Consider the following 16,832-nt stretch of genomic DNA (forward strand, 5'->3'; position numbering starts at 1 on the left):
GATAACGATGTTTAATTTAAATGAATTTATTAATAAATACGTCACCAAGCGGGCGCAGAGCATGTTTCTCGTTGATGTTGAAGCAAACAAGGTGCAGTTAAGTAAGAAGATTGCTGGAAAAACTGTTTTGGTCATTGGTGGGGCAGGCTCTATTGGCTCGTCATTTATTAAGGCTATTTTACCGTTTAAGCCAGCAACTCTAGTTGTGGTAGACACAAATGAAAATGGCTTGGCGGAGCTGACCCGTGACCTGCGTTCCACCAAGGGGATGTATGTGCCAGGTGACTACGTTACATATCCCATGGATTTTGCTTCAGTTATTTTTGAAAAAATGTTCAGGAGCCGTGGGGGATTTGATATTGTAGCCAATTTTTCCGCACATAAGCATGTCCGCTCGGAAAAAGATATATATTCCGTGGAGGCTCTTTTGCAGAATAATGTTTTGCAGGCAAAAAAGCTTCTGGATTTATTGGCAGAAATTCCTCCAGAGGAATATTTCTGTGTGTCTACTGATAAGGCTGCCAATCCCGTAAATATCATGGGAGCAAGCAAGCGTATCATGGAAGATGTTATCTTCGCTTATTCTGATAAATTTCCTGTAAAGACCGCCAGATTTGCCAATGTGGCCTTTTCCAATGGTTCATTGCCAGCTGGCTTTATTGCCAGACTGCAAAAACTTCAGCCTATCAGTGCACCATATGATGTAAAGCGGTATTTTGTGTCACCGGAGGAAAGTGGGCAGATTTGTATGCTTTCCTGTATGCTGGGCAATAATCGGGAAATCTTCTTCCCGCGTCTGGAAGAAGCTCAGATGATGACTTTTGATAAGATTGCGACAGCCTTTTTGGAAGAAAACGGCTACGAAGTATTGGAGTGTGACAGTGATGAGAAGGCCATTGAAAAAGCCGTTGAATTAAAGAATGGCAGTTACAAATATCCAGTGCACTACTCTGGTTCCAATACTTCCGGCGAAAAGGCCTATGAGGAATTTTATACAGATACAGAGAAAGTGGATATGAATCGCCTAAAATCACTGGGGGTAGTTACAGATAAAGAAATACCAGATAAGGCAAAGATTGATGCCTTGTTTGACAAATTAACAGCTGTATTTGATAAAGAGAATACCACCAAGGAAGAAGTAGTGTCGATTATGACTGATTATTTGCCAAATTTTGAGCATATTGAAACTGGAAAGTCGCTGGATAGCAAAATGTAATTTGTGGGAGATGTGAATGTGAGCAGATTTGTACCTTTATCCATACCTAATTTCGAAGGAAATGAACGAAAATATGTGGACGATGCCATTGATCAGGGGTGGGTTTCAACTGGTGGTGCTTATATTACCAAGCTGGAGGAAAAACTGGCTGAGTTTTTGCATACAGATAATGTAGCTGCCTGTCAGAGTGGTACAGCTGCACTGCATCTTTCAATGGTGGAGGCTGGTGTACGGCCAGGGGATGTGGTGCTGGTTCCGCCACTTACATTTATTGCGGCTGTAAATCCAGTAAAATATCAGTTTGCTACGCCGGTATTCATCGACTGTGATGGCAGTTTTTGTATGGACCCGGTGAAATTGCAGGCATTTTGCGAAAGTGAGTGCAGCTTTGATGGTTCTCAGCTTCGCTATAATAATCAGGCCGTTAAGGCTATAGTTGTGGTTCACGTCTTTGGCAACATGGCCGATATGGCTGCCATTATGGATATTGCCAAGAAGTATAATCTTAAAGTAATTGAGGATGCTACTGAGGCATTGGGCAGTAAATACATCGATGGACCACTTGCCGGCAAATATGCCGGTACCATCGGTGATTTTGGCTGTTATTCCTTTAATGGAAATAAGATTATCACCACCGGTGGTGGTGGTGCTGTTACTGCCAACGATACAAAAGTTGTAGACCATATCAGGTATTTGTCTACTCAGGCGAAGGATGATGTTCATTATTATATCCATAATGAAGTGGGCTATAACTACCGCATGACAAATATTCAGGCTGCCCTGGGGGTGGCTCAGATGGAAGAATTGCCAGAATTTATTTGCCGTAAGCAAGCCAATTATCAGCTTTATCGTGAGCTTTTTGAAGGCTTTGAACTGGGCAAGCTGATAGGCTTCCGCGAGGATACTTACTCCAATATGTGGTTCTATTCCTTGGAAATTGATTGTGATAAGGTTAAGGGCACCATGCGGGAAATAATTACTGCACTGGAACAGTGTGGGGTTCAGACCCGCGCTATTTGGGGGCTTATCAATGAGCAGGTTCCATATAAGGATGAAGTTACCTATAAGCTGGAAAAGGCACCGTATTATGCGGAGAGAATTCTAAATTTGCCTTCAAGTACCCAGATAACCAAGGAAGAAATAGAGTACGTTGCTGCGCAGGTAAAGAAAGTGTTAGGGGAGTTTGCTCATGGATAAGGAGCGAATAAAAGATTTTATAGGTTCGTTGTCATTGACGGTAGTAGAAGCTATGGCTCAAATAGATGGGAATGCCACCGATGCTGGTCTTATATTCATTGTTGATGATTCAAAGTCCTTAATCGGTTGTATAACTGATGGTGATATTCGACGCTGGATATTAAAAGGCGGTGAGTTAAGTGCCACTGTCGAAGCTGTAATGTTCAAAAATCCTGTAAGTCTACCGGTGCGCGAGAAAGGCAAGGCTAAATCTTTAATGGTGGAAAGAGCCATTACGGCGGTACCAATTTTGGATGATGATAAAAAAATCATTGATATTATACTGTTCAAGGAAATAAGTAGTGTACTCCAAAAGGTTAATCAACTTAGGGGCGTTCCAGTGGTTATCATGGCTGGCGGTAAGGGTACTCGTCTCTATCCTTTCACTAAAATTTTGCCTAAGCCTCTTATCCCTATAGGCGACACACCTATTGTGGAACGAATAATCGACTGTTATGTGGATTATGGAATCGAAGAATTTTATATGACAGTAAATTATAAAAAGGGCATGTTACGTTCCTATTTCAATGATTTAGCCCCACAATATGTTGTAAAGTTTGTTGAGGAAGATAAACCTTTAGGGACTGGTGGCAGTATCAAACTTATTGAAGAAAAGTTTGATACTCCTCTATTTGTAACCAATTGTGATGCGCTAATTAGGGCAGATTATGCAGATGTTTACGACCATCATATTAAATGCGGCAATGATATTACCATGGTAGTTGCTTTGAAAAATATTACAGTTCCTTATGGCGTTGTTAATTCCGGGGAGAATGGTGAGTTACTGTCCATGGAGGAAAAGCCGACCCTATCATATTTTATTAACACTGGTATGTATGTTATAAATCCTGCAACCATTGACTTAATACCAGATGACACAATGTTTCACATGACTCATTTGGTGGAGAAGGTTATGCAGCAGGGGGGCAAGGTTGGCACTTATCCAATAAGTGAGGATTCTTTCCTTGATATGGGCGAGTTTGAAGAAATGAAGCGTATGGAGCAGAAGTTGAATATAATTTCTGAGAAATGATTATGGAAGATATTTTGATAGTAGGCTTTGGGGGCCATGCCAAAAGTGTGGCTGACTGTATTGAGCGTGAAGGAAAATATCATATTGTTGGCTATACTGATATGCGGGAAGCAGATTCACGGTATTCATATTTGGGCTCAGATGATGAGCTTCAGGCTATTTTTGATGGTGGCGTAAAAAATGCTATTATTGGTATTGGCTATATGGGAAAAAGTGCTGTTAGACAGCACCTTTATGCTACATTAAAAAAAATGGGCTTTTATTTACCAGTCGTAACGGATCCATCAGCCATTGTATCCAGCACTGCTGTTGTAGGTGAAGGCACTTTTATCGGCAAATGTGCAGTAATAAATGCTGAGGCTAATATCGGCAAGATGGCTATTATCAACACTAAGGTATTGATTGAACACGAGTGTGTTGTTGATGATTTTTCTCACGTAGCTGTGGGGGCAGTGTTATGTGGTCAAGTTAAAGTCGGGAAAGCTGCATTTATAGGAGCCAATGCTACAGTGATACAATGCCGCCAGATTGAGAGTAATGGCATCGTTCCGGCGGGAGCTACTATTAGATAAGGACGATTTTTATGAAAAAAGTATGTATTATCGCCGAGGCAGGCGTGAACCATAATGGTGATATAATCATTGCGAAAAAGATGGTTGATGTTGCAAAAATGGCTGGTGTTGACTACATAAAATTTCAGACCTTTGTGCCGGAGAAATTAGTTTCCCGTTATGCTGAAAAGGCAAATTATCAGAAGGAGACTACGGATGCGGCTGAATCCCAGTTGGATATGCTTAGAAAATTATCATTATCTGAGGATGAATTTGTATCTTTGAAACAGTATTGTGATGAAGTAGGAATCGGCTTCATATCAACCCCTTTTGATTTGGAGAGTATTGATTTTCTGGAAAAGCTGGAGATGGATTTTTGGAAAATTCCATCTGGGGAGATTACCAATTTGCCATATCTTGAAAAAATAGCTCGGACTGGGCGAAATGTTATCCTTTCTACGGGCATGAGCGATGTTCAGGAAATCAAAGATGCTGTCAGGATACTGGAGAATAACGGTTCACCGGAAATAGTTCTGCTTCACTGTAATACCCAATATCCTACTCCATTTGAGGATGTAAATTTATCTGCAATGGAAACAATGGCTAAATCAACAGGTAAGGTCGTTGGCTATTCTGACCATACCAAGGGCATTGAAGTTCCTATCGCCGCGGTGGCTCTGGGAGCAACTGTTATCGAGAAGCATTTTACCCTGGATAAAAATATGGAGGGGCCTGATCATAAGGCCAGTCTCGAACCAGATGAGCTTACCCAGATGGTAAGTGCTATTCGCCATATAGGAAAAGCTATAGGTAATGGTATTAAAGAGGCTACAACCTCTGAAAAGGGAAATAAGGCAATTGCCAGAAAAAGCATTGTGGCGGCTTGTAGAATTGCCAAGGGCGAGATTTTTTCTGAGAAAAATATCACTACCAAACGCCCAGGAAATGGTATTTCCCCAATGAGGTGGCATGAAGTTATTGGCAAAGCTGCTCCAAAGGATTTTAGTGAAGATGAGTTGATTGAACTATGAACAAAATAGCTGTAGTAACAGCAACAAGAGCTGAATATGGTCTGTTGTCACCGGTGATAAAGAAATTACGGTCCCTTGAAAGTGAATCGTTTAAGGTGAATTTAATTGTGACTGGAACTCATCTCAGCGAACAATATGGTATGACGGTATGTGAAATAGATGACAGGATAGACCATAAGATTCCTATTTCTGTAAGTTCCGCTTCTGGGGCAGATATTTCTGCCAATCAGGCTGAAGCTTTGGTTAAGTCTACTGATTTGTTTTTGGCAGAAAAATATAATGGTATTGTTTTGTTGGGGGACCGTTATGAAATGCTTGCTGTAGCTATTGCGGCCGGTAATACCCATACCCCGATATTCCATTTATGTGGTGGTGATACCACAGAAGGAGCCTTGGATGAATGGATCAGACATTCCATTACAAAGATGAGTTACCTCCATTTTGTTACTAATGAGGATAGTCGTAGAAGAGTTATTCAACTAGGGGAGAATCCGAATCGCGTCTTCAATTATGGCTCTACCAGTATTGATAATGTTTTGCATGTTGCTGATATGACAAAAACAGAGGTTTTGGAAAGTATTGGTTTGGCTGATTGCAAGTATGCTCTTTGTACCTATCATCCAGTTACTATGGAAAATGGCAGTGTTGATAATCAGATAAAGGCATTTCTGGCGGCGATTGAAGTATTACCTGAATTACAGTTCATTGTAACCAAATCTAATGCTGACCAAGGCGGAGCAAGAATAAACGAACTGCTGGATGAAGCTGAAAAGGAGATTGATAATCTTCATGTTTATACTTCCCTTGGGGTGAGAAGATATTTGTCGTTGATGAAATACGCCGAGTTCGTTCTGGGCAATTCCTCCAGCGGTATAATTGAAACACCGGCCTTTCACGTACCAACAGTGAATATCGGTGACCGGCAACGAGGACGACTGCAATCCGAAAGCATAATAGACTGTGGCGAAGATACAGTTAGTATAGTAATGGCTATAAAAAAAGCGATGACCGCTGAATTTAGAGCTATTTGTAATTCCGTTGTCAGTCCTTATGGGGATGGTCATGCCGCCGAAAAAATAACCAAGAAAATATCTGAAGCTATTGCTTCAGATAGGATTGATTTGAAAAAGAAATTCTTTGACATTGAGGCGAATCTATGATATATACCGCAATTATACTAACTTCTTTTTAGTGGATTTAGGTGGGCTAAACATATAATTGTTGCCCTGCAAGTAACTGATATGGTATTTTATCTATGCACTAATAATATAAATTGTGTCAGGATTTAAGGGGGAATTTAAATGAAATATTGTAAAAAATGCACTATGCCGGATACTAGACCGGGAATTACTTTTGATGAAAATGGAGTTTGCTGTGCGTGCAATCATTATGAAAACAGGAAAAATGTAGATTGGGATCAACGCTGGAAGGAATTTGAGGCACTTTGCGATAAATATAGGGGGTGCAATGGTCCTGGTAACTATGATTGTGCTATAGCTGTTTCTGGTGGTAAGGACAGTCATTTTCAGGTGCATATCATGAAAGAGGTTATGCACATGAATCCTGTTCTGTTTTCAGTTGAGGACAATTTCCCTATGACTGAGGCTGGAAAACATAATATAAAAAATATCAGTGAAACCTTTGGCTGTCCGATTATCAGCTATAAGCCTAATATTCGCGCTCAGAAAATCGCTATGCGGGCCATGTTTGAAAAATATGGCAAGCCTACATGGTATATTGATAGATATATTTACACATATCCACTTCATATGGCGTTAAAATTTAATACTATGTTGCTGGTGTACGGTGAAAATGTTTCCTATGAATATGGTGGAGTAGATGATGAGGAAACGTATTCTGCACGTAGACAAATTGAAAATGGAGCTGCAAATAGTGTAAGTCAGGAAGAACTAATAAGCTATGGCTTGGAGGACAATGAACTGGCTATGCTGGAAGCACCTTCAAAAGAAGACTTGCAAAGATTGGATCCTATATATTTAAGCTATTTCCTGCCTTGGAATAGTGTAAAAAACTATGTATTTGCCAAGTCTAGAGGTTTTAAAGACCTTACACATGAGTGGCATAGAACACATCATGTAGAGAATTTTGATCAGATTGATTCTAGAGGATATTTAGTGCATTCATGGTTAAAGTACCCAAAGTTTGGGCATGGATTTACTACGGATTATACTTCAAGGTTGATACGCTATGGTCTTATGACACGGAAAGAGGCTATAAATTTAATTAAGGAAAAAGACCATGCACTTGACCCCAAATGTGTGGATGACTTCTGTGATTTTTGCGGGTATACACATACTGAATTTTGGGCTATTGTAGACAAGATGTATAATAGGGAACTGTTCACAAAGGATGAATTTGGCAGATGGGTGCTGAAGGAAGCCATATATGATGAGTGAATGAACAACTGATTTGCAGAATTAAGCAGCCTTCGGGCTGCTTTTTTTGAACTGAGAGTTTGGGCGGATGATGGAAAAATGACATTTATGATTTTTTAATTATGCGGTATAATGATAGTCACGAAACATGTTAATATTTTTTATGGAGGTAGCATGAAAATTCTAGTAGTTGGCTTAGGTTCAATGGGGCGTAGACGCATAAGACTCCTTAACCAGATATCTCCTAAATTTGAGATAATCGGTATAGACAGTAACCCTGACAGGCAAAAACAGGCCGAGGATGAGCTAGGAATATTCACACAGTCAGATTTAGAAAAGACACTGGCAGATATGAAGCCGGAATGTGCGGTTATTTCCACATCTCCCCTGTCTCATGCCTCCATTGTTGAAATTTGCTTAAAAAACGGCTGTCATGTTTTTACTGAGCTTAATTTAGTGAGTGATAAATATGATGAAAACATGCTTCTGGCGAAGGAACAGAAAAAAACATTGTTTTTGTCCTCCACTTTTTTATATAGAGATGAAATTAAATATGTTGCGGATAAAGTGGCAAATACCGAGGGCTTATTAAACTACAATTATCATGTGGGGCAATATCTTCCTGATTGGCATCCTTGGGAATCTATTCAGAATTATTTTGTGGGTGACAAGCGCACAAATGGCTGCAGGGAGCTGTTTGCCATTGAATTGCCGTGGATTATAAAGGCATTTGGTGAGATAAAATCATATAAGGTGCTTTCTGATCGAAACACCCAATTGCCAATAGAGTATAATGACAATTACATACTGCTTGTAGAGCATACTACCGGCAATAAAGGTGTTCTGTGTGTAGATGTGGTTTCCAGAAAAGCTGTCCGCAACTTGGAGGTTTATGGTGAAAATCTTTATATGACCTGGGATGGTACGCCATTAGGACTAAAAGAGTATGATTTTGAAACTAAAGCAGATAAAAATATAAATTTATATGATTCTGTTGATAAGCAGGAAGGCTACGCTTCCTTTGTCATAGAAAATGCATATAAAAATGAGTTGGAAACATTTATTAATGTGGTAAATGGCAAAGGCCGTGCAGAATACACCTTTGAGGAGGATAAAAAGGTGTTGGCTATGATTGATGAAATAGAGGCAGGTAATAACAAATGAAGGTTTGTTTCGTGGGGATAGGCTCTATAGCAAAACGTCATATTAGAAACCTAAGTGAAATTTGTAATAAAAAAAGGATAGCATTGCAAATTGATGCTTTAAGAAGGTCTCACTCCGTTGGACCTGATAATTTACAGCAAATAGGTGATGTTTATACATCAGCTGAGGAACTGCCAGCGGATTATGATGTGATATTCATTACAAACCCCACGGAATATCATGCAGATATGCTGTCGAAGTTTCATGACCACGCAAAGCATTTTTTTATTGAAAAACCAGTTGCATCTCTTAATACAGTTGATATACTAAAAGAGATTCCTTATCGTGAGGAGTCAGTTTACTATGTGGCCTGTCCCCTTAGATATACCAATGTTATTCAATATTTGAAGCAAGAAATTAATATTGAGGCTGTTAATTCAGTTCGTTGTATATCGTCCAGTTACTTGCCGGATTGGAGACCAGGACAGGATTACAGAGAAACATATAGTGCCCATAAAGATTTGGGAGGCGGTGTATCTATAGATCTTATCCATGAGTGGGATTATATTACTTATTTGTTTGGTATGCCGTCAGCAGTCAAATCATTTTTGGGAAAAGTGTCAAATCTGGAAATTGACAGTGATGATTATGCCATATACATTGCAAAATATGATAATATGGTTGCGGAACTGCATTTGGATTATTTCGGCCGCCAAAGCATCAGAACTGTTGAACTCTATATGGATGAAGATACAGTTGTGGGCGATTTTATTACTGGCACGATAACATATTTAAAGTCAGGTAAAATAGTCAATTTACCGGCTGACAGGGATATATATCAGAAACGGGAATTGGAACATTTTCTTGATATGGTTTTAAAAAATGGAAAATGTAGCAATGATATTGCAAATGCCGTAAAAATTTTGAAGCTTACTCAGGGAATAACCGAATAACATCGGGAGGAAGAAATACATGCGAATCTTGTTTACTGTATGCGGCCGGGCTGGTTCGAAGGGGATAAAAAACAAAAATATAAGAGATTTTCTTGGAAAACCTCTTGCTTATTACACCATTTCAGCAATAGATTTGTACTTGAAAAAGCATGATGATATAGAATACGATATTGCCGTGAATTCTGATAGTGATAGATTGCTTGAATTGATGGATAAAAATCCGATGCGACCTGTTGAGCTAATTGTTCGCAATCAATCTTTGGCTGGAGATACCGTTGGTAAGATTGATGTAATCAGCAACTGCCTGTCAGAAATGGGAAAAAGGAAAGGCATCAAATATGATATTGTGGTCGACTTGGACATCACTTCCCCTTTACGTCGAGTAAAGGATATTGATGAATTGATAAAGGTGCATGTGGCCCAAAAACCTGATGTAACTACATCGGTAACTACAGCAAGACGTAATCCATATTTTAATCAGGTAAAAAAAGTGAATAAGGGCGTCAAAAAGGTTATTGACTCAAATTATACAGCCAGACAGCAGGCACCGGAGATATTTGACATGAACGCTTCATTGTACGCCTATTCTCCAGAGTTCTTAAAATCTGGTAAAGGTGTTTTGGATGGTTATTGCGAAGCTATTGAGATGTTTGATACAGCTGTATTGGATTTGGATCATGAGAATGATTTTGAATTGATGGAAGTTATTGCGGAATATCTTTTTGAAAAGTATGAGGATTTTAAGGAAATAAGATATAACATAAGGTAAATATGTATTAGATGATTGTATATGCAACAATTTAGTATTATCGATTTGTTGCATTTTGTATTTAATTTGTGTAAAATATGTTGTCAGATTTTTTGTAATTTTTCTGCCACATGAATAATGAAATGTATGGTTTTTGTAGTATTGTTGGAGGTATGCTGAATGAAGGTTTTATTGATAGTTCCAGATAATGGGAGTTATATATCTACTTTCCCACTGGGGATTGCTTATATTGCTGCAACGCTTCGGAAACGTGGGGATTCGGTAGAAATATATTGTAAGGATGTGTATCACTATTCAGAAGAGCACCTTACCAACTTTTTAAATGAACATAACTATGATGTGATTGGTACAGGTACCTGTGGCGGGTATTATCAATATCGCGAGATGAAAAATATAGCTCAGGCTATAAAAAAAGTACAAGTAATGCAAAATTTGTTGTTGGCGGACATCTTGTTACACCAGAGCCGGAGTATTTTATAAATTTGTTAAATGCGGACTATATCGTTCTTGGTGAAGGTGAAGAAACCATGAAAGATTTAGTATATCACTTGGAAAGTAACCTTGATGTAGATGATGTAAAGGGAATTGCATATAAAAAGAGTGATGGTACTGTAAAAATTAATGAACGTAGAGAATTGATTAAAGATATTGATTCTATTCCATTCCCCGCGTGGGATCTTTTTCCAATGGATCACTATACATTGTTGCGAATGCCTAATATAGGTTCGAATGAGCGGTGTATGGTAATGTATTCAGGACGTGGTTGTTTATTTAGATGTAATTTCTGTTATCGCATGGATAAAGGATTTAGGCCACGTAGCGCAGATTCTGTAATTGAGGAGATGCGCATTTTAAAGGAAAGATATAATATAAGCTATATTGCTTTTTTTGATGAATTGTTAGTAAGTTCTGTGGAGCGCGTTACAGAATTTTGTGAAAAGCTTATTGCTGCAAATTTAAATATGAAATGGGATTGCAACGGGAGATTAAATTTTGCAAAAAAGGAAATGCTGGAATTAATGAAAAAGGCTGGTTGTGTATTCATAAATTACGGCATTGAGTCCATGGATGAAGAGGCTTTGAAAAGAATGAACAAGAGCCTGACAACATCTCAAATTATAAAGGGGATAGAAAATACACTTGCAGCTGGTATTAGCCCTGGTTATAATATCATTTTCGGCAATATTGGAGAAACTGATAAATCTTTGCAGTTGGGAGTAGATTTCTTATTGAAATATGATGATCATAGTCAGCTTAGAACTATTCGCCCTGTAACCCCGTATCCTGGTTGCCCGTTATATTATTATGCAATCGAGCAGGGACTGTTGAAAGATGTAGAAGATTTTTATGAAAACAAACATGTTAATAGTGATTTGTTAGCTGTAAACTTTACTCCTTTGTCTGATGATGAATTTTATAATTGCTTGCGAGATGCTAATAAGGCATTGTTAAACAACTATTATGATTCATTAAAGAAAAATGCTATTGAAACTGAGGAAAATTTATATAATAAGAGAGATGCTTCGTTTAGAGGATTTAGGAGAACTTAGGATATAGGTGACAAACTATAAACAGTCAAGTAAAAAATGAAGATTTTTAATGAATCGTGAAAATTGCACAGCAAACAAGCCATCTGAAGAAGTTGTATTTCAGGTGGCATCGGATGAGAGACAATATTAGTCAGCGAAGAGACTGAGGTATGAAGTCGGTGTTCTGCCTCTCCAATGCAAAAATTACTCTGACAAGCTTCTTGACGACATGGGACAAGGCTACTCTGTGTGGCTTACCTTCTGAACGTTTTTTTGCATAGTAAGCAGCAAAAGTTACATCAAAGCGGATTAATGGTAAAGCACAGTTCATCAGTACATAACGAAGCTGTGAAGATCCACGCTTAACCATTCTTCCACCGTGGCTTTCTGTGCCGGAATCATTTACGCCAGGCTCTAGCCCTGCAAATGCTAACATTTGTGATGGCTTTGAGAAGTTGGAGATATCTCCATATTCAGCGTAGATGACAGCTGCCGATATTGGCCCGATTCCCGGAATCGACATGTAGTGAGGGTGAATTTCTTCGATTAATTCGGTTATTTGGGTCTCAAGAATGCATATCTGTTCAGCTGTAGCCTTATAAAGCGTAAGAAGAGTATTCAACTCCATTTCAAAGATGGAATTGTTTACGCCAATGGTATTGGTTGCAAGAGATTTTAGTTCAAGGAACTGTTGAGGAGAGAACTTTCCACGAGAAAGAGAATATAGCCTCTCATAAGAGGCAGTATTCATATGTGCCATCTTTTCTGCGGAGCCGTAGTTTTCTAGCAGATACAGAGCTGTCTTGCTGAAGTGCTCATTGAAAAAAGGCTTAAACTCCGGAAAAGTGTGATCCAGGACATTGGTGATCTTCACGAGATAGAAAGAACGCTGCCGTATAAGTTTGTCCCGTAAACGTGTTAATGACTTTAGAGAATAAGCATGATAAAATCCTTTTGGATGGGGTTTGTACTCTACGGTCATTAGCCAGCAGGCAATCGATTCACAATCGATACGGTCCGTCTTCGTTCTGCGAAGAGTAGTGGACTTCTTGTACTGAGAAATGAGAACTGGATTAACTTCCATAAAGCTGTGGTGGGCTTTCTCAAGAAAGAGTTCAAGATTGAGGGCATAATGAGAAGTAGATTCAAACCCTATTCTTATGTTCTTGGGATTGGAGAGAGAATGCAGAGTAGTTAGAAGTTCAGAGAAGCCATCTTTATTGTTTTTGAAGGTGAACTTTGAAACGACCTGCTGCTCAGCTGAAGAGATAATACAGCAATCATGTTTGTACTTGGAAATATCAATTCCAACAAAGTATAGAGACATGGTGAAACACCTCCTTAAGGAAAAATTGGCGCTGTTGTCTTCCACAGAGAATCCGGCTGTGTAATCACGTAAATAGAAACGTCGAGCGTTAACAAACTGATTAACAGTAATAGACGAAAAGCTGTGGTCTGAGTCACCTCATACCAGTCAAAGCTGTAGTTTTATAGGTACAGATCCACAGCGCCAAAGTAAGTATATCAGAGATGGTTAAAAAATAACCCGGATAATCCGGGAGAAAGGAAAATCCAATCACCATCATCGATGATTGGATTATACGTGCTTTATAGTATGGATATATTTCAATGTATAAATGATATAGAAAAAAAGTTCCCAGTTTGTAGTTGGCGAGTTGGAGATATTGATGTTTGGCCAATTGTTCGTCTAGGGTTATTTTATGAAAATATTGCGACAGTACCAATTGGGAATTCCCATAAAAGTAGTATATTATCAACATTGATAAATGAAATAAAATTGTTATTTTTATGTCTATATACGATCATAAGGGATAATTCACATAATGCATCTGAGCATGAGTCAGATGTGGTATTTTTGGGGTGGAATGCTGATAGAACAGTTAAATTATCTACTGGTGAGTTGGCGTGCCAAAATCTTGACATGATAAAGGTTGAATTGCAAAAGAGAGGATATGTTCTTTATGCCTTAGAATATATATCTGGTTTTGTTACTAAGATTCCAAGATATACTTGCTCGGATTTGAGTATATTTTGGAAGTTATTTAAAGTTCGTTGCGCTTTAAAATTCAATTCACAAAAAGAAGAAAAAAAATTGTCACAATTAATCGAAGTAGAGGAATACTTAAAAAAAAATGGATTTAATAGTTCAACGTGTGAAGAAACTTATATCAGTAGTTATGCAAAAAGCCTAAAGGCGTATGCAGAGTGTTTTTATGGTGTACTGCAACAAACACAGGCAAAAATGGGAGTGGTGGTGTGTTGGTATTCCAATGTTAGTATGTCATTTATATTAGCGTGCCGAAAAAAAGGTATACCGTGCATAGACATTCAGCATGGATTTGCTGGGGGGAATAAACACGAAGCATATTATAATTGGATTAACATTCCACAGGATGGTTACAATATCATGCCAACCAATTTTTGGAGTTGGTCCGATAAAGATGCTGCGGCAATTAATAAATGGTACTGTAGTGAGAATAGTAATATAAAAAGAGCCTTTGTGGGCGGCAATTATACTCAGGCATATTTGTTGAAATATGATTTAGGTAGTTTGTGGAATAAAAAGCTTGCAGAAAAAATTGAAAAAGATAGAATTAGCGTTTTGGTTACACTGCAGCCAGGTTTTAAGTTGCCTGAATGGTTTATAGTTTTTATAAAGACATCTGAAAATATCCAGTGGTTTATAAGGTGCCACCCTGTTATGGATGAGATTCAACAAGAATTTGTTGATAAAGTTAAAAATGAAAGTAATGTGGCGTGTGAAATTGCCTCTGCTTGTCCTTTGGTCAGCGTTTTAGAATTATGTAATTTACATATAACATCGCATTCGAGTGTTGTAATAGATGCAGAGTCATATGGGGTGAAGTCTGTGTGTTTAAGTACAGAATGTTTTAATTATTTCAAAGAGAATATTAATCAAGGTACATGTTTTTATGTAACAAACGCAGTAGAGTTGAATGAAATTATCAAGAGAGAAACAGCTTGTATAAAAAATAATGATGCAAAATCAAGTCGTAATGATATCGATATGTCAGGAATTGATAATTTAATCCGGCTAATCAATCAATAAAAAATTGGGGGATTTATGATGCTACATAAAATAGAAAGCGGTTTGTTTCGTTTAGGATTGATAAGTGATGATTACATTATGCGCCGGAATCTTATCGAAGATGTAGATTTGGAGTATGATGCAGTTAGGGAACATTGGGATGATGACGCTATTAAAGTTCATGGTGATACTTCACCTGAAGTTTTGGAAAAGTATGCCAACAATATTGCAAATGTTATGAAACTTACCCAGGAAGATGTTCTTCTATGTGTTGGCTGTGGTGATGGACAGGTCGATAGTTATTTGCAAGATAAGGTCGGGGCACTGTATGGATTTGACTTTGCTCCTTCTAAGGTTGATGCTGCCCGGAAAAATAACCCCAAGGGACACTATTTTATTCAAAGCTTCTTGGAGAAATACCTGTGTCCTGCGGGGGGGGAGAGAATTAACAAGATTTACTCTTCTAGTGTTGCCCAGTACTGTAAACCTGAAGATTTACATTGGTTTATTGAATTGCAGGTGGTTTTTCTCAAGGAAAATGGTGGTGGCGTTATAGGGCATTTGGATGTTCCAGATAGGGCAAAGGCGAAGTGTTATTATAATAGATTTTCAGAAGCTACTATACATAAATATCAGGATAAATTAAGACAGATTTTTGCGGATGGCTCTTATTGGCACAGTATGGAGCTTTTTATTTCGATTGGTAAGAGATTAGGATTGGAAGTAATAATACAAGATGCACAATGTAATTATAGATCTGACGTGTTGTTATATTTAAAATAAAACACATAGATAAAAATATATAATACAATCGTGTTTCTGGATGTTAATTCGTTTTATAAGGATTATTAAACTGTATGAGTACTAATATTAAGGAACGATATAGAGAATTGTGCAAATCGGAAAATGATATCGCTATTTTTCAACAAGCCTGGTGGTTGGATGCGACTTGTGGTTCTGATTGGGATGTTGTGCTTTTTGAAAAAGGAAATAAGATATTTGGAGCATTGCCATACGCACATGATAAAATCAGAGGGATGTTTACCAGCCTGGGTGTGCCATGTTTGACACAATTTTTAGGCCCATGGATAAAGTATCCTGAAGGCATGAAGTACGAAAGAAAATTGTCTTTTGATAAAGAAGTTATGTTTTCGTTGATTGATCAGCTGCCATCAGCCGATAGCTTTGCACAAAATTTTTCTTATAATATTACAAATTGGTTACCGTTTTATTGGAAAGGTTACGATGCAAGACCACTGTACACCTATGTGATAGATGATCTTAGTAATCTTGATGAGTTATTCAATAAAACGATATCCAAAAAATTACGAAGAGATATTAACAAAGCTTCTTCGGAAGTAGTTGTAGAGGAAACAGAGGATTTAAAACGACTCTACGCTTTGGTGTCAATGACATTTGAGAGGCAAAAAAGGTTGGTGCCATACACGTATCAGTTTTTAGATACGTTGGATAAGGCGATTCAGATGAATGCTGGACGAAAAATATTTTTGGCTTATGATAAAGATAGGAATGTTCATGCAGGCGCATATATTATTTGGGATGATAATAGTGCATATTACTTGATAGGCGGAGAAGATACCAGCAAGCGTCAAAGTCAGGCAATGAGTTTATTAATATGGGAGGCAATTAAGTTTTCTGCATCGGTTACTAAAAAGTTTGATTTTGAGGGAAGTAATATTGAACCAATAGAACAGTTTTTCAAGAAATATGGTGCCATGCAAAAGGTGTACTATAGAGTATATAAAAAAGAAGGGAAATTGTATTCAATCTTGTTGGATGTTAAGGATATTATAAAGCAGCTGATTATGTAGAAATAACAGGAAATTAATTATGTTCATTATAAGGTGCCCTAATAACTTCATTGAAGAACGGAAGTATATTTTT

General features: G+C 38.0%; 16 protein-coding genes. 15 read left to right on the forward strand and 1 reads right to left on the reverse strand.

Annotated elements, in window-relative coordinates:
• Nucleotides 1-7: 7 nt before the first annotated feature.
• The 12 genes from B6K08_RS11045 to B6K08_RS11095 all read left to right on the forward strand — a co-directional run bounded on the left by B6K08_RS11045 (nucleotide 8) and on the right by B6K08_RS11095 (nucleotide 11,878).
• Nucleotides 8-1,216 (forward strand): polysaccharide biosynthesis protein, encoded by a 1,209-nt coding sequence (locus B6K08_RS11045; RefSeq protein WP_080326136.1) that lies wholly within the window; start codon nucleotides 8-10, stop codon nucleotides 1,214-1,216.
• A gap of 18 nt (nucleotides 1,217-1,234) precedes the next feature.
• The gene (locus B6K08_RS11050; RefSeq protein WP_080326137.1) at nucleotides 1,235-2,413 is read left to right on the forward strand and encodes a LegC family aminotransferase; all 1,179 of its coding nucleotides are present in this window, start codon (nucleotides 1,235-1,237) and stop codon (nucleotides 2,411-2,413) included.
• The gene (locus tag B6K08_RS11055) at nucleotides 2,406-3,485 is read left to right on the forward strand and encodes a nucleotidyltransferase family protein (protein WP_080326138.1); all 1,080 of its coding nucleotides are present in this window, start codon (nucleotides 2,406-2,408) and stop codon (nucleotides 3,483-3,485) included. The genes B6K08_RS11050 and B6K08_RS11055 overlap by 8 nt, the downstream gene beginning before the upstream one ends.
• A 2-nt stretch (nucleotides 3,486-3,487) precedes the next feature.
• Nucleotides 3,488-4,057 carry an acetyltransferase gene (locus B6K08_RS11060; RefSeq protein WP_159446772.1) on the forward strand — a complete coding sequence of 190 codons (570 nt, stop codon included), beginning with the start codon at nucleotides 3,488-3,490 and terminating at the stop codon, nucleotides 4,055-4,057.
• Between the two features lie 11 nt (nucleotides 4,058-4,068).
• Nucleotides 4,069-5,067 carry an N-acetylneuraminate synthase gene (neuB, locus tag B6K08_RS11065; protein ID WP_080326140.1) on the forward strand — a complete coding sequence of 333 codons (999 nt, stop codon included), beginning with the start codon at nucleotides 4,069-4,071 and terminating at the stop codon, nucleotides 5,065-5,067.
• On the forward strand, nucleotides 5,064-6,227 hold the full coding sequence (gene neuC, locus B6K08_RS11070) for a UDP-N-acetylglucosamine 2-epimerase (protein WP_080326141.1): 1,164 nt from the start codon (nucleotides 5,064-5,066) through the stop codon (nucleotides 6,225-6,227). The genes neuB and neuC overlap by 4 nt, the downstream gene beginning before the upstream one ends.
• Before the next feature lie 141 nt (nucleotides 6,228-6,368).
• Nucleotides 6,369-7,484, forward strand: a complete 1,116-nt coding sequence (locus B6K08_RS11075) for an N-acetyl sugar amidotransferase (protein ID WP_080326142.1) — start codon at nucleotides 6,369-6,371, stop codon at nucleotides 7,482-7,484.
• Between the two features lie 153 nt (nucleotides 7,485-7,637).
• Nucleotides 7,638-8,627, forward strand: a complete 990-nt coding sequence (locus B6K08_RS11080; RefSeq protein ID WP_080326143.1) for a Gfo/Idh/MocA family protein — start codon at nucleotides 7,638-7,640, stop codon at nucleotides 8,625-8,627.
• The gene (locus B6K08_RS11085) at nucleotides 8,624-9,559 is read left to right on the forward strand and encodes a Gfo/Idh/MocA family protein (RefSeq protein ID WP_080326144.1); all 936 of its coding nucleotides are present in this window, start codon (nucleotides 8,624-8,626) and stop codon (nucleotides 9,557-9,559) included. Before B6K08_RS11080 ends, B6K08_RS11085 begins: the two co-directional genes overlap by 4 nt.
• A 19-nt stretch (nucleotides 9,560-9,578) precedes the next feature.
• Nucleotides 9,579-10,328 (forward strand): acylneuraminate cytidylyltransferase family protein, encoded by a 750-nt coding sequence (locus B6K08_RS11090; protein WP_080326145.1) that lies wholly within the window; start codon nucleotides 9,579-9,581, stop codon nucleotides 10,326-10,328.
• Nucleotides 10,329-10,487: 159 nt separating this feature from the next.
• Nucleotides 10,488-10,808: a radical SAM protein gene (locus tag B6K08_RS14005; protein ID WP_200810421.1), complete on the forward strand. Its 321-nt coding sequence runs from the start codon at nucleotides 10,488-10,490 to the stop codon at nucleotides 10,806-10,808.
• Nucleotides 10,809-10,810: 2 nt separating this feature from the next.
• Nucleotides 10,811-11,878, forward strand: coding sequence for a B12-binding domain-containing radical SAM protein (locus tag B6K08_RS11095; protein WP_200810422.1), 1,068 nt, complete (start codon nucleotides 10,811-10,813; stop codon nucleotides 11,876-11,878).
• Between the two features lie 130 nt (nucleotides 11,879-12,008).
• Here B6K08_RS11095 and B6K08_RS11100 read toward each other — a convergent pair whose 3' ends face one another.
• Entirely contained in the window at nucleotides 12,009-13,184 is a 1,176-nt protein-coding gene (locus B6K08_RS11100; RefSeq protein WP_080326146.1) for an IS110 family RNA-guided transposase, read from the reverse strand.
• A 261-nt stretch (nucleotides 13,185-13,445) separates the two neighbouring features.
• On the opposite strand from B6K08_RS11100, the gene B6K08_RS11105 reads away from it, so the two are divergent.
• The 3 genes from B6K08_RS11105 to B6K08_RS11115 all read left to right on the forward strand — a co-directional run bounded on the left by B6K08_RS11105 (nucleotide 13,446) and on the right by B6K08_RS11115 (nucleotide 16,759).
• Nucleotides 13,446-14,948 carry a hypothetical protein gene (locus B6K08_RS11105; RefSeq protein ID WP_080326147.1) on the forward strand — a complete coding sequence of 501 codons (1,503 nt, stop codon included), beginning with the start codon at nucleotides 13,446-13,448 and terminating at the stop codon, nucleotides 14,946-14,948.
• A gap of 15 nt (nucleotides 14,949-14,963) precedes the next feature.
• Nucleotides 14,964-15,710 (forward strand): class I SAM-dependent methyltransferase, encoded by a 747-nt coding sequence (locus B6K08_RS11110; RefSeq protein ID WP_080326148.1) that lies wholly within the window; start codon nucleotides 14,964-14,966, stop codon nucleotides 15,708-15,710.
• Between the two features lie 74 nt (nucleotides 15,711-15,784).
• Entirely contained in the window at nucleotides 15,785-16,759 is a 975-nt protein-coding gene (locus B6K08_RS11115) for a GNAT family N-acetyltransferase (protein WP_080326149.1), read from the forward strand.
• Nucleotides 16,760-16,832: the final 73 nt, after the last annotated feature.

Origin of the sequence: Anaerovibrio lipolyticus DSM 3074 (assembly GCF_900141865.1) — a bacterium.
GTDB classification, from domain to species: Bacteria; Bacillota; Negativicutes; order Selenomonadales; family Selenomonadaceae; genus Anaerovibrio; species Anaerovibrio lipolyticus.

Bases quoted from the DNA above. Each gene is read 5' to 3' on its own strand.
- B6K08_RS11045 (WP_080326136.1), top strand. From the start codon at position 8: ATGTTTAATTTAAATGAATTTATTAATAAATACGTCACCAAGCGGGCG.
- B6K08_RS11055 (WP_080326138.1), top strand. From the start codon at position 2,406: ATGGATAAGGAGCGAATAAAAGATTTTATAGGTTCGTTGTCATTGACG.
- B6K08_RS11060 (WP_159446772.1), top strand. From the start codon at position 3,488: ATGGAAGATATTTTGATAGTAGGCTTTGGGGGCCATGCCAAAAGTGTG.
- neuB (WP_080326140.1), top strand. From the start codon at position 4,069: ATGAAAAAAGTATGTATTATCGCCGAGGCAGGCGTGAACCATAATGGT.
- neuC (WP_080326141.1), top strand. From the start codon at position 5,064: ATGAACAAAATAGCTGTAGTAACAGCAACAAGAGCTGAATATGGTCTG.
- B6K08_RS11075 (WP_080326142.1), top strand. From the start codon at position 6,369: ATGAAATATTGTAAAAAATGCACTATGCCGGATACTAGACCGGGAATT.
- B6K08_RS11080 (WP_080326143.1), top strand. From the start codon at position 7,638: ATGAAAATTCTAGTAGTTGGCTTAGGTTCAATGGGGCGTAGACGCATA.
- B6K08_RS11085 (WP_080326144.1), top strand. From the start codon at position 8,624: ATGAAGGTTTGTTTCGTGGGGATAGGCTCTATAGCAAAACGTCATATT.
- B6K08_RS11090 (WP_080326145.1), top strand. From the start codon at position 9,579: ATGCGAATCTTGTTTACTGTATGCGGCCGGGCTGGTTCGAAGGGGATA.
- B6K08_RS14005 (WP_200810421.1), top strand. From the start codon at position 10,488: ATGAAGGTTTTATTGATAGTTCCAGATAATGGGAGTTATATATCTACT.
- B6K08_RS11100 (WP_080326146.1), bottom strand. From the start codon at position 13,184: ATGTCTCTATACTTTGTTGGAATTGATATTTCCAAGTACAAACATGAT.
- B6K08_RS11105 (WP_080326147.1), top strand. From the start codon at position 13,446: ATGATTGGATTATACGTGCTTTATAGTATGGATATATTTCAATGTATA.
- B6K08_RS11110 (WP_080326148.1), top strand. From the start codon at position 14,964: ATGATGCTACATAAAATAGAAAGCGGTTTGTTTCGTTTAGGATTGATA.
- B6K08_RS11115 (WP_080326149.1), top strand. From the start codon at position 15,785: ATGAGTACTAATATTAAGGAACGATATAGAGAATTGTGCAAATCGGAA.